The sequence below is a fragment of the Gluconobacter sp. DsW_058 genome, from assembly GCF_002153615.1.
Classification (GTDB): domain Bacteria; phylum Pseudomonadota; class Alphaproteobacteria; order Acetobacterales; family Acetobacteraceae; genus Gluconobacter; species Gluconobacter cerinus.
In genome coordinates this window covers 152887-166713 of sequence record NZ_JOPH01000005.1, presented here as the reverse complement: position 1 = coordinate 166713, position 13827 = coordinate 152887, and the positions used below count along the sequence as shown (strand labels likewise).

Sequence of the window (13827 nt, the reverse complement as noted above, 5' to 3'; positions counted from 1 at the left end):
GGAGCGGCCAAAGACCGCTCCGTTTTCAGGCTCAGTAATGCAGGCGCGTATTAGGCGCGCTTGCCTTCGTGGTCACCATCACGCATCTGGCCGGTCGGTTCCTGCACGTGGGCTTCCAGGAACCACAGGTGCTTGTCCAGACCACGGGAAACCTCGGTGAAAAGGTCGGACGTGTCATCGTCGCCTGCTTCGTCCGTGATCTTGATGGCTTCACGCACGTTGTTTGCAACAGTGGCGTAGCGATCAATCAGAGCGGCAATATGGTCTGCAACCCGGTAGATGTCGGTCGGGTATGGCTTGCAAGATGAATTCTTGGAGACATCCTGCACAGTCCCATATGCCGTGCCGCCGAGCTGCGTTGCACGCTCTGCTGTTGTGTCCACAAAATCGTCAATGCTGGTACGGAAGCCATCCAGCATTTCGTGGACACCGATGAACTGTGGTCCCTTGAGGTTCCAGTGTGCCTGCTTGGTGATCAGGGCAAGATCAATCAGATCGGCCAGACGGGCGTTAAGCGTTTCGATTGAAACGCTTTTCGTGTTGTCCGCTGTATCGTTCTGCGTGACATGGCGATTGGACTTGGTGGCCATGATAGGTCTCCTGCAAGAGGGTTCGTTATCCGGATAAACGCCGAAACCTCAATTTGGTTTCACAGTGTTTCCGGATCCACAAGATCGAAAAATGGCTGCTGATCTACTGTAAAGTAGCGAGGATATGACGGATCCCGTTCGAAAAGTGGATTGTCACTCCAACGAGCCAGCATGGTCTGGGTTTCATGAAAGAAGCGGGCTTCATGTTCCGGGCGATCATCGCTACCCCGGGACAGGCTTTCATGATGATAGGCCACCACTTCTGCAGAGAAGATGATCCGATAACCTGCATCACGAATTTTCAGGCAAAGATCGACGTCGTTATAGGCGACTGTCAGTTCTTTTTCGTCGAAACCACCAATTTCATGAAAGACGTCTGACCGGACCAGCATCGCTGCTGCCGTGACGGCGGTGACTTCATGTGAAAGCATGGTGCGTCCAATGTAACCATATTCCGTCACTGGATCACCACGGTGAACATGAGCGCCTATGCCCGCTGGCCCGACGATCACACCTGCATGCTGGATCGTATCGTTCGGATAGAGGAGCTTCGCGCCGACTGCTCCGATATCTGGCGCGGCGAGGGCTTCTCCGATGGCAATATGAAGCCAGTTGGAATGTTCAACGAAAACATCGTTGTTCATGAACATCAGATAGTCGGCGCTGGTCTGTTCAACAGCAAGGTTGTTGAGGCGTGAATAGTTAAAGGGTTCCTCAACCGTCAGGACTGACACACGCGGGTGCTTCTGTATCTCGCTGATGAAATCAACCGTCTCATTTTCGACTGACCAGTTGTTGACCAGAATGATATCAAAATTTTTGTATGCGGTTTTATTGAGGAGGGCATCAACACACTGACGCGTGGTTTCAACCTGATCTTTGAACGGAATGATAATAGTAACTTTTGGGGCTTTTTTTGTCAGCCACTCAACGCCATAGAGCGTTAGCCCACGGATTGAAGAGACTTTGGCTTTGATCTTTCGGCGTTTGAGATGGTCATGCACACACCGGACGCCTGCTTCGATGGCATAGGTCTTGTTGGCGACATTAACGGCTGTGGAATTGGGTGTTTTACGCCAGTGATAGAGAACTTCGGGAACGTGATGAATTTCTGAAGGCGACAGGATTTCCGTTGCCCGCAGAACGAAATCGTGGTCCTGCGCGCCATCATAGTCGGACTTCAGGTGGCCGATTTTACGCATGGTTTCTGCTTCAACCATCGTCAGGTGACAGATGTAGTTGCAGCCCAGAAGATAACGATAATTGAAATCGGGTTTGAGGTTAGGTTCCAGGAAATATCCGGCCTGATCGATCTTGTCTTCGTCCGAATAAAGGAGCTTGGCCCCTGTCTCCAAAGCCGCATGAACCATCACTTCAACGGCGACATCGACCATGAGGTCATCATGGTCAAAAAAGACCACATAATCGCCTAGGGCCGCATCCATTCCGGCATTTGTTGCACCCGAAATGCCTGCATTTTTCGCGAGCGGCACAGCGCGGATGCGCTGGTCTGCTTTGCAGAACTGCTCAATGACTGCAGTCGTCTGTGCGCATTTCCCGGCATCATCAACGATGAGGAGTTCCCAATTCGAATAGGTCTGAGACAGGACTGAATTGAGGGCTGCTTCAAAGTCGCTTTTTAAAGGCCGATAGGTCGGACAAAGAATGGAAACCAGAGGTTCAGTGCGGGTGCTGCCCTGGAGTTGACGCTGTTTGGCGACGCGCTCTCTCAAAAGAGGGTAGTATTTATGTGCCCAGCGATTGTAATCGCCAAGGTTATAGCCGCGTCTCGGAACAAGATCCCTGACTTCCTGACGCAATTCAGAAAGCTTCCGGTGGAGCCCGTCTATGGTTCCCAGAAGGTCAACGAGGCGTGTTTCCAAAGCATCGTCAGCAAGGGACGTGATAAAAGGACTTCCGTTCAGCTCGGTCCGGTCCGGAAGGGTGACAACCTGGAATTTATGCGGCGCGCTGCCCCGAAGCCGTTGAGGAATGGGAATTTCGAAGCCGCAGTTCGGGTCGCACCCCAAAACGGCTGCGACATCTCCTCGATATCGGTCTGCTCTGGTTTGCGCCATTGGAACACCGTCAACAATGACGGAGATCATGCATCGACCGTGCTGCTCGGCGCCCGGCTTATCAGCGCAGAGAATCCAGCCCCGAAGCGCGCCTTGCTTCACGCCATCAACAAAGCTTTGATACTGGGGTAGAAATTTTTCAGAAAAATGAATGGTGGCGGCTGGGGGCGCTTCAGGGGTCGCGGAGTCAGTTAATGGGAGAGCTGAGCGATCCGGAAACCGAATGGAAAATTCGTGACGTTTGCCGTCGATAAATTTTTCAGGGACGGAAAATTCGAACCCGACTTTTGACGTTGGGAGCTGAAGGGCGGCCTGAACATCTTGTCGCTCTTGATCGCATACGATCTGCATGACTTCTTGTTGGTCAATCAAGACGTGAAGCAGGACCAATCCTTGTCCACGGCTATCTACTGCCCAGCCGCGAGCCTTGCCGTTCTCGAACTGATCAAGATGTCCAGTAAAAGGGCCGAACGTCGTTGGGAGTGATTGCTTCAACGCCACTGGATTCCTGCTCCGTTCTATGTCTTCGTATTTTACCGAAAGACAAAATTAAGGCCTACTTTCTGGCATGTTAAATCGATTGCCGAAATGGGTCTTGGTAATCTGATTTCGCATCGGGCGAAAAAAATGTGTCGCGAGTGACATAAATCTTTCATGCCCTGCCTGGTCCACGCCGGTTGTCCTTCTGGGTTGGGACGGCTAATGCACGGAAGTGGCGGCATCTGCCGTCAGTGTGCACCAGTTATCACAGCCAGAGCCTTTGACGCATGACACTTGCCCCAGCCAGGCAACCCGAAAAGGTTTCCGTTTCCGAACATACGGAAAAGCGGAGTAACGCAGATACCGCATTTCAGGCGGTGGTCGGTGGATGCTCTCTGCTGGTCCTGATTGTCCTCGGTGGCCTTGTTGTGTTGATGGGTGTTGGTGGGCAGGACGCCTTCAAGACGTTTGGTCTTGGGTTTGCGTTTCGGGATGTCTGGAATCCGGTCTCCAACGAATACGGCGCCTGGGCTCCTCTGTTCGGTACAATCATCAGCACTCTGATTGGTGTGCTGATTGCGACGCCACTGGCATTTGGAACGGCCTTCTGGCTGACGGCCATCGCTCCTCCAAAAATTTCGGCAATTGTCGGAACGGCTGTTCAGCTTCTGGCAGCAGTGCCGTCCATCATCTTTGGTATGTGGGGCTTCTTTACGATCGTGCCTTTCATGGCGCGGCATGTGCAGCCCTTTATGATGCACCATTTCCGGCATGTTCCCGGCATCAATATGCTGATCCATGGTGCGCCTTTCGGAACCGGCCTGATGACCGCGGGTCTTGTTCTGGCCATGATGATCGCGCCTTTCATGACGGCGGTCATGCGGGATGTTTTCAGCGCCATGCCCGGTATGCTTCGTGAAAGCGCCTACGGGTTGGGAGCAACGCGCTGGGACGTGATGTGGAAGGTCGTCGTGCCCTGGTCCCGGTCGGGCATGATCGGCGCTATTGTTCTGGGTATGGGGCGCGCTCTGGGTGAAACCATGGCTGTGACATTCGTGATCGGAAACGTGACAGCCGTCGGCTGGTCTTTGTTCGCCCCGCGAAGCACCGTGGCCTCTCTCATTGCACTGCAGTTTCCGGAAAGCCCGGCCGGGTCGCTTCGTTTGTCTTCTCTGCTGGCACTGGGTTTCATTCTCATGTTGCTGTCGTTTGCCAGTCTGTCTCTGGCCCGGATGCTGAGAGGGGATAGCAAATGAGCAACATGACCACGCTTTCTCCCGGTTGGGCTCCCAATCCTTGTGGCGCGCGTCGCCGCCGGAAAGATCGTGTCGCGACTATTCTGGGCATGATTGCGGCGGGCATTCTCGTGCTGGTTCTGACGTCCATTCTCTGGACGCTTCTGGCGCGCGGTATCGTTGGCCTGTCCGCAGGTGCTCTTTTCAAACCCATGGGCCCACCAGGTTCTGGAGGCGGTCTGGCAAACGCTATTCTTGGTAGCGTGATTCAGACGGCGATGGCGCTTGCTATGGCCACCCCCCTAGGGCTGGGTTGCGGCATCTATCTGTCCGAGTATGGCTCCAAGCAGAACCGTTTTGCCTCGTGCGTGCGTTTTGTTTCTGATGTGCTGATGTCTGTACCGTCCATTCTTGTGGGGCTGTTCGTCTATCAGGTTCTGGTGGCGCCGTTTGGTCACTTCTCTGCTTTTGCGGGCTCCGTGGCCCTAGCCATTCTTGCTGTGCCCATCATTGTGCGCACAACGGAAGATATGCTGCGTCTCGTACCGGTCTCGATGCGCGAAGCCGGAGCGGCGCTGGGTGCAACGCGCTGGCGCGTTACCCTTTTTCTCTGTCTGCGTTCGGCTAAAACCGGCGTTTTGACAGGTATTCTTCTGGCTCTGGCCCGTGTGAGTGGCGAGACGGCTCCCCTGCTGTTTACATCACTCGGTAATCAGAACTGGTCCTTCAGCCTGAACCACCCAATGGCCAGCCTACCGGTGACAATCTACCAGTATGCAGGTGCATCTTACGACGACTGGGTACAGCTTGCTTGGGCTGGTGCTCTTCTGGTGACACTGGGTGTTCTGGCCATCAATATTGCCGTTCGTTTTTCGGCCCGGCGCGGATGACTTTACAGGATTTCAAAATGAACGAGACCAAGCCGCAAGTGGCCCTCGCCGTTCGCAATCTGAACTTCTACTACGGGCAGAACCATGCCCTGCACGATATCAGCATCGACTTTCCCGCCCGGAAAGTGACGGCGATGATCGGCCCCAGCGGGTGTGGTAAGTCCACGCTTCTGCGGATCTTCAATCGTATGTACGATCTCTATCCGGGACAGCGTGCAACGGGAGAGGTGATTTTCGACGGCCGCAATATTCTTGAAACCGGACTGGATCTGAACATCCTGCGCGCGCGGATCGGAATGGTGTTCCAGAAGCCGACACCGTTCCCGATGTCGATCTATGACAATATCGCATTCGGTGTGCGTCTCCATGAGCGCCTGAACAAGGCTGACATGGATGTGCGTGTGCAAGACGTGCTGACACGTGTCGCCCTATGGAACGAAGTGCGGGATCGCCTGAATGCGCCGGCTGCGGGTCTCTCGGGTGGCCAGCAGCAGAGACTTTGTATCGCACGTTCCATTGCGACCCGCCCTGAAGTTCTGCTGTTGGACGAGCCGACGTCCGCGTTGGATCCGATCTCTACCGCACGTATTGAAGAACTGCTGGACGAGCTCAAGGAAGAGTTCACGATTGCGATCGTGACGCACAATATGCAGCAGGCGGCACGGTGTGCTGATCAGGTTGCGTTTTTCTACATGGGACGGCTGATTGAAGTGGACGCGGCAGACCGCATCTTTACCAATCCAAAGCAGCAGCAGACCCAGGACTACATCACCGGAAGATTTGGATAATCCGCCATGGCTGACAGATCTCATATCGTCAAAAGCTACGAGCAGGAGCTGGGTCAGCTCCGGTCCATGATGTCCCAGATGGGTGGCATCGTAGAAAATCAGGTCGCGTTGGCGCTTTCGGCCATCGCAGACCGGAATGAGGAAGCTGCCGATGCCGCAGCCCGTCAGGATCCGGACGTCGATGAGCTGGAGCGGGAAGTTGAAAGTCTCGCCATTCGCCTCCTGGCCCTGCGAAGCCCGATGGCCAGCGATCTGCGTGAGATCGTTGCGGCGCTGAAAATCACCGGCGATCTGGAGCGTATCGGCGATTATGCCTCGTCCATCGCGCGTCGGTCCCTCCGCATTCGCGGCGCTGACGGGCAGATTTCGCTCTCAGGTCTGCGGAGCATGGGGCGTCTGGTGCAGGACAATCTGCGCCGGTCTATTGATGCGATCACGCAGCAGGATTCCAACCGGGCCATGGAAGTCTGGCACGCCGACCGCGCGGTCGATGAGTACTACACCGCGTTGTTCCGTGAACTCGTAACGTACATGATGGAAGATCCACGAAACATCCGTGCCTGCACGGAGCTTCTGTTCATTGCAAAGAACCTTGAACGGATCGGTGATCACGCCACCAATATCGCCGAGCGCGTGTTCTACGCAGTGACCGGAGACAACCTGCCAGCCGTTCGTCCGCGCGGTGCTCCAGCAACTGCCGATACTTCAGAACAGCCAGACCGGTGAGCGGAAGCACCCAAATCAGGGCAAAAGGCCTTATCCTCGTTGTCGAGGACGATCCCGCTTTGCTCCTGATGATGCGATATAACCTCGAGCAACGGGGTTATCGTGTCGAATCTGCGGCCGACGCTGAGACCGCACTTCAGTTCCTCGAAACGGCGCGTCCAGACGCGGCTGTTCTGGACTGGATGCTCCCGGGAATGTCTGGGCTTGACCTGTGCAGGCGTATTCGCAGTAACCCGATCCTGCGTGATCTTCCAGTTCTGCTGCTGACAGCGCGGTCAGGCGAGCAGGATGCGATCCGCGGGCTGGATACAGGCGCGGATGACTACCTGATCAAACCCTGTAGCGTTGACACTCTGGATGCCCGCCTGCGTGCTCTGCTGCGGCGACACCAGTCTTCTTACGACGTGCTGTCTTTCGCGGATATTACTTTGGACCCTGAAACCCACAGGATTGAACGGGCAGGCCGTCTGCTGTCGCTGGGACCGACGGAATATCGTCTTCTGGATCTGTTGATCCGGAATCCCCGCAAGGTTTTCTCCCGGGAAGATCTGCTGCGGCGGATCTGGGGACAGAATATCCATGTGGAAATTCGCACAATCGACGTGCATATCCGCCGGCTTCGCAAGGCAATCAATGGCCCGAACGAGCCGGATCTGGTGCGCACTGTCAGGGCTGCGGGCTATGCTCTGGATGACGGCCCTGTCACGGATGGACTTTGACGGGTGAGGGCTGAAAGCCTGGCAGCCGTCTCTCATGAAGGTCTGCCTTTCTGGGCAGGGCTTGTTCTTGTGGGAGCCGCGGTTGCCGGGTGGGGATGTGCATTTCTGGCCTTCCGGCGACCGGCATTACCCCTGCCGGTACTGACGGAACATTCAGCCCTGCCATCCGCAGTCCCAGCGTCAGAGACTGCGCTCCCTATCGAGATTTTCCCGGGCAGTGTTCTTCTGCTGGACCGTTTGGGGGCAGTTCTTCAGGCGAACGAAGAAGCACTCACACAGTTTGGCGATAGTGTTGGCGCCATTCTCCGTCATCCTGCCGCGCGTTCAGCTCTCTCGGCCGCATTGCGCGTTGCCTCTGACAGCGCAGATGACCTGCCTTCAATGTGTTCGACGACGTTTACGTTGGACGTTCCTGTCCCGCGTACGCTTCACCTGTCACTCAGGAGAATTCCTGCTCAGCACGACCGGCATACACGCGTGCTTGTCATGCTGTCGGATCGGAGTGAAGCACAGGTCCTGGACAGGATGCGGATCGATTTCGTAGCCCATGCCAGTCATGAGCTTCGCACGCCTCTGGCCTCTCTGAGTGGCTTCATTGATGCCCTGCGCACCGGTGGAAGCAGCATGAATGAAGGGACGCGGCAACAGTTTCTCGATATTATGGCCCAGCAGTCTGCTCGGCTGAAACGCCTGATTGATCGGCTGCTTTACCTGTCGCGCGTGCAGGCTCACGAACATCAGCGTCCCCGTGATCTGGTCGAAGTCGCGGATCTGATGGCCATTGTGCTTGGCGAAGTGGCTCCCCGGTTTGATGAGCCGGGATGTTCCCTGAATCTTGCCATTGAGGATGACCTGACGATCCGGGCCGATGAGGATGAGATGGTTCAGGTGCTTCTGAACCTGATCGAAAACGCCTTGCGCTATGGCCGTGAAGAGGGGCGGCCGTTTGCTGTGACGCTGTTCGCCCGACGGGCCCCTGAACGGGATGACCGCTGGCCTGAAGAAGGGGGCGTCCTGCTTGGAGTGGAAGATAATGGTCGCGGCATGGAAGCGCATCATCTCCCACGGCTGACAGAACGATTTTATCGGGTGGTGGACAAGGTTGAGCCTGCCAAGCAGGGAACGGGCCTCGGCTTGTCTATCGTTCGGCATATTCTTGACCGCCACGGAGGAAGACTCAGGGTTGCGAGTGCCCCGGGGCGCGGTACGACGTGTCTTGTGTGGCTTCCGCCTGTTGGCGCATTGCCCGCCGAGAACTCCTGATTTCAACCTGAGCCCATAAAAAAGCGCCCCGATAAGGAGCGCTTTTTTTTAAAGTCGTAACTCAGTGGGCTTTTCGGGTCCGCGCCAGAAGAAGCCATCCGCCTACGAGGATAAGGCCAATGAGCGGAATGGCGCCAATGGTGATTGTGCCATCCGGATAATCGAAAGCCATCATCAGAAGAACGAATGCCAGAAACCCCAGTGTTGCCCAGTTGGTATAGGGGGCACCAGGCATGGCAAAAGTTGTCGGAGCGATTTCGCCACGATTAATAGCTGATCGTAGGCGAAGCTGGCACAGCAGAATGAAACCCCATGTGCTGATGATTCCGATGGCAGAGAAGTTCAGAACCACTTCAAACACGCGGGACGGGATCAGATAGTTCAGGCCAACGCCCACCAGATAAACAGAAAGCGTTGTCAGAATGCCCATGTAAGGCACGGAGCTCTTGTTCATCTTGGAGAGCATCTGAGGGCCAGATCCCCCAAGGGACAGAGCGCGCAGGACGCGGCCCGTGGAGTACAAGCCTGAGTTGAGGCTGGACAGAGCCGCAGTCAGGACAACGATATTCATGATCGTGCCAACACCCGGAATTCCAAGTGCCTGAAAGAACGTCACGAACGGGCTGACGCCAGCATGGTAAGCTGTCCATGGCAGCAGGCAGACGAGCAGGACAACCGAGCCAACATAGAATAGACCGATACGCCAGATGACGCTGTTCACAGCACGCGGCAGAATTTCACGCGCATCGTGGCATTCGCCAGCGGCAGTGCCGATCAGTTCAATGGCGGAATAGGCAAATACGACACCTTGCAGCAGCAGAAAGACTGGCATGATTCCATGTGGGAACAGGCCACCGTTTTCTGTGATCAGATGAAGGCCTGTGGTGTGCCCGGCCACCGGCATCCGGCTGCCGAGAATAAGCGTTCCGGCGATGAGGAATGCAGCAAGCGCCACGACCTTGATGAGCGAAAACCAGAACTCCATCTCACCGAAATAGCGGACGCCGATCATGTTCATCGTGCCAACGATGCTGAGAGCGCCAAGAGCAAAAACCCACTGGGGGACGTCCACGAAAACGGCCCAGTAGTGCATGTAAAGGGCGACGGCGGTGATATCGACGATACCCGTCATGGCCCAGTTGAGGAATGAGAGCCAGCCCGCGGCATAAGCGGCTTTTTCGCCAAGGAATTCGCGGGCATAGGTCACGAAGCTACCGCTGGTCGGGCGGTACATGACCAGTTCTCCGAGCGCACGGAGAATCAAGAAAGAGAAAACGCCACAAACGGCATAGATCAGCGCAAGGGAAGGACCGGCAACCTGAAGGCGGGAGCCAGCACCAAGGAACAGTCCGGTTCCGATGGCGCCACCGATGGCGATCATCTGAACGTGTCGACGACCAAGATCCTTGTGATACCCTTCCTCGCTGATGACATCTTCCGATGGTGGAGTGTGATCGTGAGCAGGGCTGGTCGTCATCTGCGCATCCTGAGGGCCGGGATCGGCGTGGTGAATCAATGTCTGGACGTGGGTCACCTACACTTCGTGCGTGGCAGGTATGTCCAATCTGCATGGGAACATACGGCAAAGTCTGCCCATTGCCAACGAGCATTGAGTTTCCTTACGGAAATTAAGACTTTTGAGACATTTAATGTCCGGGTGGGACCGCCATGCAGGCCATCCCCTGGGCTGTCAGGCTGCTACAGGCACTGGCCGCGCCAGCCCGACTGATGCCAGCAAGACGGGCTCTATAGAAGCGTGTCCCGTGCGACAGAGTAGGCTGGACCTGAATTTGCGAAGCCTGAAGCGGAGAGAATGCAGACTGGCGAGCCATATTCGCTGCAAACCGGGCTTGCCCGGGATTCGCGAATGCTCCGACCTGGATACCCCAGTCTCCGTAAGTTCCAGGGGCGCGATAGCTCACGGCCGTGGGCGTCAGGCTCGCAGAGGAATGGGAGGTTCGAGGCGGTGTGGGAATAACCGGCGCGGGCGGCAAAAGCGTGCTGGCCACGGTCGATTGTTCGACCGTGGCGGCCGGGGCTTCAAGTTGACGGTTGGGGGCCGATACCGGGGTGCAGGCCATGCTCGGGTCATAGGCCGCATCTGGGTCACAGGGACCGAGAGGGGGAAGGTCCGGCGGCATCGTATCTGAGGGTACGGAAGTAATGTGCCGTCTGGACCAGGCTTTCTGGACGCTCTGTTGTGTTGAACCGTACTGCCCTGAAGGCTGCGCCATGGCCAGTTGGGTGCTGGTATCAGGCGCTTCTGCGACTTCCATGGGAGATGCGTTCAATTGCTGTGACGACGCGTAGGCTGCCAGTGGACCCGTCATGGCGATCTGTGTGCCCAGATGCGGCGTGATACTTGCGATGTAATTGACAGTCTCGTTGGGGAGTGCGCGCCCTTGGTAGAGGTAATCTTCAAGGCGTTGTGGTCCAGCATTGTAAGCCACCAGAAATGCGGGAGCTCCGTATTTGCGAGACAGTATTTTGATATATCCGGTTCCCGCCATGATGTTGTCATGCGGTTCATACGGATCAGAACCCAGCCCAAACCGGCCCTGCATTTCAGCATAGGTCTGCGGCATGAGCTGCATCAGGCCCATGGCTCCGGCGCTGGACGTGATGGGTTGGCCATTCAGATACTGGTGTCCCCCCGATTCCTGGTGAATGACCGCTCTGATCCAGGCTTCGGGAATCGAGAAGCGACTGGCAGCCTGCTGAATGTATGGCCCCCAGGGATCACTGGCTGTGCCGGGGGCTTTGTAAGCGCCGTTTGCTGCATAATATCGATTGTAGGGCGAGGGTTGGGAGGCGCATCCAGCGAGAAGGATTCCCGTCAGGCAAAGGCTTCCAGCATACAGGGCAAGGGGCCTTTTCCGACGCGTCATAAACCCAATGTTAATCTTTTGCTCAGATGATGCCGTCTGTCCGAAAGAGAAGGCAGACAGGCAGTGACGACGGAGACTCCGGAACTTGAGATCCCGGCGAAAGCTGGCGGAAAACGCAGGATTATCCTGATCGCAGCAGTGCTCTGTGCCATGCTGGCTGGAGGCGGCGTATTCGCCTGGCGGCATTTCCAACATCCTGCGTCCCGTCCCGTAAAAGCGGCGTCCCAGCCGATATCCCTAACACTCATTACCATCCCGACGCTGGTGTCCAACCTCGATACCGGAGATGGCAGGGCGCGTTATGTCCGGATCAGTGCGCGCCTTCAGGTTGAAGACAGCAAAGATACGGCAAAAATCGGGCCGCTCATGCCTCAGATACAGGATGCCTTCCAAACCTGCCTGCATGGGATGCGCCCGGACGAGCTAACCGGAGCGGGAATTTATCGTCTGCGGGAAACCATGTTGGCGCAGATTTCCAATATTCTTGCTCCCTTGTCGGTGCATGATCTCTTCTTCGTGGAAGTGCTGGTGCAGTGATGCCAGACGCACAGAAGGCTACGTCGGAAGGTGGTGCAAACGATGCGCCGATGCCACGTTTTGCCCTTTCAATGGATGATCTTGGTTTTTCAGAGGATGACGGTGCGGACCGGATTCTGAACCAGGACGAGATTGATAGTCTCTTCGGTAGCGACGCCCACGTGAGCGGTGGCGGCGAAGGGAGTGGTCTGGAAAAGCTGCTGAGCACGTCGTTCGTCTCTTACGAGCGGCTCCCTATGCTCGAAGTGGTTTTTGACCGCCTCGTCCGGATCCTCACGACCAGCCTACGGAACTTCACCAGCGATAACGTTGAAGTCTCAATGGATCGCCTGGCTTCCCAGAGGTTTGGAGATTATCTGGAGAATGTTTCCGGGCAGTCCATGTTCGCCGTCTTCAAGGCGGAGGAATGGGACAATTACGGGATTCTCGTTCTTAGCTCGTCCCTTGTTTACAGTATCATTGATGCATTGCTGGGAGGGCGTGATCGTGTTCGTCCTCATGGCGATGGGGGGAGGCGCGCAGAAGGCCGACACCATACGGCGATCGAGCGCGCACTGGTTGAGCCTCTGATCCGTGTGATCCTCTCGGACCTTTCCATGAGTTTCAGCCCCTTATGTGCTGTGAATTTTCGTTTTGAACGGCTGGAACTGAATTCCCGCTTTGCGACTATCTCCCGGGCGGCAAATGGCGTGGTGTTGGCGCGATTTGGCATCGATATGGATGGGCGCGGTGGGGATGTGGATCTCATTCTGCCGCATGCAACGCTGGAGCCTGTTCGGGAAATTCTGCTGCAGCAGTTCATGGGCGAAAAATTTGGCCATGACGGCATCTGGGAAAGTCATCTTGCCCAAGAGCTCTGGAATACGGACGTCACGCTCGACGCTGTTCTGGAAGAGCAGAGCATGAATCTGCAGGACATCATGTCTCTTTCGCCCGGCGAGATGCTGGTGCTGCGCCGTGATCCAACGGCTCTCGTTCAACTGCGCTGCGGCGGGAAAACGATTTTCCGGGGGCGGGTTGGCAAAAAGCAGGGTCATGTCGCGGTTCGTATTGAAGAAAATCTTATTGGCGGAGGGGCCGGTGATCGCCCTTCCGCATACAGCTGAAAAGGCGGAGCACTCTCCATGGACAGGTTCCAGATCGTACTTGAAGTTGCTCTGTCAGCCCTGCTGTTGATTACGATTTTCTACAGCCTCTATCTTGGCCGAGCGCTGTCGGTCATCCGTCGAAACCGGGGAGAGCTGGATGCCCTGATTGCGAGTTTGCAAAGCAGTAGCCAGCAGGCTCAGTCTGGTATCGACCATCTGCGTCAGACAACTGAAATGGTTGGACGGTCGCTCGGTAAAACGGTGGAGAGCGGAAAGAGTCTCAAGCGTGAACTGACGATGCTTTGTGAACGATCAGAAGCTGTCGCTCAGGTCTTGGAAAAAACAGCTTCAATCGGTCGTCCCGCCAACCCGGAGCCTCTCAGGGAGGCAGACGCGCCGGATATGGAGGGCCCTCGTTTTTCTGCCCGTCTCAGGACAGATGAAGGACGATGGGGGTCACCCAGCACATTGAAAACGCCATCCGGTAAGACTGCGGCAGAGCGTGAGCTGCTGCGTGCCCTTCGTCAGAAGCAGGTGTAACGCTC

13 protein-coding genes are annotated in these 13827 nt (G+C 56.1%); 9 read left to right on the top strand and 4 right to left on the bottom strand.

Translation table 11 applies throughout. From position 1 onward, the window contains the following. Positions 1-50 precede the first annotated feature (50 nt). Positions 51-590 (bottom strand): DNA starvation/stationary phase protection protein Dps, encoded by a 540-nt coding sequence (gene dps, locus HK24_RS04155; RefSeq protein WP_046900719.1) that lies wholly within the window; start codon positions 588-590, stop codon positions 51-53. Positions 591-649: 59 nt separating this feature from the next. Then, positions 650-3163 carry a glycosyltransferase family 2 protein gene (locus tag HK24_RS04150; RefSeq protein WP_233126099.1) on the bottom strand — a complete coding sequence of 838 codons (2514 nt, stop codon included), beginning with the start codon at positions 3161-3163 and terminating at the stop codon, positions 650-652. Between the two features lie 272 nt (positions 3164-3435). Here HK24_RS04150 and pstC point away from each other — a divergent pair, with 272 nt between their 5' ends. From pstC to HK24_RS04120, 6 genes are read left to right on the top strand one after another with little or no spacing between them, the layout of a single operon-like run. Continuing rightward, positions 3436-4404: a phosphate ABC transporter permease subunit PstC gene (gene pstC / locus HK24_RS04145; protein WP_046900721.1), complete on the top strand. Its 969-nt coding sequence runs from the start codon at positions 3436-3438 to the stop codon at positions 4402-4404. After that, entirely contained in the window at positions 4401-5273 is an 873-nt protein-coding gene (pstA, locus tag HK24_RS04140) for a phosphate ABC transporter permease PstA (protein ID WP_086633433.1), read from the top strand. Before pstC ends, pstA begins: the two co-directional genes overlap by 4 nt. Positions 5274-5290: 17 nt before the next feature. Beyond that, the gene (gene pstB / locus HK24_RS04135; RefSeq protein ID WP_283092261.1) at positions 5291-6061 is read left to right on the top strand and encodes a phosphate ABC transporter ATP-binding protein PstB; all 771 of its coding nucleotides are present in this window, start codon (positions 5291-5293) and stop codon (positions 6059-6061) included. A gap of 6 nt (positions 6062-6067) precedes the next feature. Beyond that, positions 6068-6787, top strand: a complete 720-nt coding sequence (phoU, locus tag HK24_RS04130; RefSeq protein ID WP_086633432.1) for a phosphate signaling complex protein PhoU — start codon at positions 6068-6070, stop codon at positions 6785-6787. Next, entirely contained in the window at positions 6784-7506 is a 723-nt protein-coding gene (locus tag HK24_RS04125; protein ID WP_046900725.1) for a response regulator, read from the top strand. Before phoU ends, HK24_RS04125 begins: the two co-directional genes overlap by 4 nt. 3 nt (positions 7507-7509) lie before the next feature. Continuing rightward, the gene (locus HK24_RS04120) at positions 7510-8769 is read left to right on the top strand and encodes a cell wall metabolism sensor histidine kinase WalK (protein WP_086633431.1); all 1260 of its coding nucleotides are present in this window, start codon (positions 7510-7512) and stop codon (positions 8767-8769) included. A 61-nt stretch (positions 8770-8830) separates the two neighbouring features. Here the strand turns inward: HK24_RS04120 and HK24_RS04115 are convergent, their stop codons facing one another. Both HK24_RS04115 and HK24_RS04110 read right to left on the bottom strand, forming a co-directional pair. Next, positions 8831-10246: an amino acid permease gene (locus tag HK24_RS04115; protein WP_086633430.1), complete on the bottom strand. Its 1416-nt coding sequence runs from the start codon at positions 10244-10246 to the stop codon at positions 8831-8833. 169 nt (positions 10247-10415) lie between these two features. Further along, a complete protein-coding gene (locus tag HK24_RS04110) occupies positions 10416-11657 on the bottom strand; it encodes a lytic transglycosylase domain-containing protein (RefSeq protein WP_086633429.1) in 1242 nt (413 codons plus the stop codon). Positions 11658-11720: 63 nt separating this feature from the next. Here HK24_RS04110 and fliL point away from each other — a divergent pair, with 63 nt between their 5' ends. From fliL to HK24_RS04095, 3 genes are read left to right on the top strand one after another with little or no spacing between them, the layout of a single operon-like run. Continuing rightward, on the top strand, positions 11721-12194 hold the full coding sequence (fliL, locus tag HK24_RS04105) for a flagellar basal body-associated protein FliL (RefSeq protein ID WP_086633428.1): 474 nt from the start codon (positions 11721-11723) through the stop codon (positions 12192-12194). Beyond that, on the top strand, positions 12194-13300 hold the full coding sequence (gene fliM / locus HK24_RS04100; RefSeq protein ID WP_086633427.1) for a flagellar motor switch protein FliM: 1107 nt from the start codon (positions 12194-12196) through the stop codon (positions 13298-13300). The genes fliL and fliM overlap by 1 nt, the downstream gene beginning before the upstream one ends. An 18-nt stretch (positions 13301-13318) precedes the next feature. Next, entirely contained in the window at positions 13319-13822 is a 504-nt protein-coding gene (locus HK24_RS04095) for a DUF6468 domain-containing protein (protein ID WP_086633426.1), read from the top strand. Positions 13823-13827: the final 5 nt, after the last annotated feature.

Coding starts and splice junctions, on each gene's coding strand:
- dps (WP_046900719.1), bottom strand. CDS start 590: ATGGCCACCAAGTCCAATCGCCATGTCACGCAGAACGATACAGCGGAC.
- pstC (WP_046900721.1), top strand. CDS start 3,436: ATGACACTTGCCCCAGCCAGGCAACCCGAAAAGGTTTCCGTTTCCGAA.
- pstA (WP_086633433.1), top strand. CDS start 4,401: ATGAGCAACATGACCACGCTTTCTCCCGGTTGGGCTCCCAATCCTTGT.
- pstB (WP_283092261.1), top strand. CDS start 5,291: ATGAACGAGACCAAGCCGCAAGTGGCCCTCGCCGTTCGCAATCTGAAC.
- phoU (WP_086633432.1), top strand. CDS start 6,068: ATGGCTGACAGATCTCATATCGTCAAAAGCTACGAGCAGGAGCTGGGT.
- HK24_RS04115 (WP_086633430.1), bottom strand. CDS start 10,246: ATGACGACCAGCCCTGCTCACGATCACACTCCACCATCGGAAGATGTC.
- HK24_RS04110 (WP_086633429.1), bottom strand. CDS start 11,657: ATGACGCGTCGGAAAAGGCCCCTTGCCCTGTATGCTGGAAGCCTTTGC.
- fliM (WP_086633427.1), top strand. CDS start 12,194: ATGCCAGACGCACAGAAGGCTACGTCGGAAGGTGGTGCAAACGATGCG.
- HK24_RS04095 (WP_086633426.1), top strand. CDS start 13,319: ATGGACAGGTTCCAGATCGTACTTGAAGTTGCTCTGTCAGCCCTGCTG.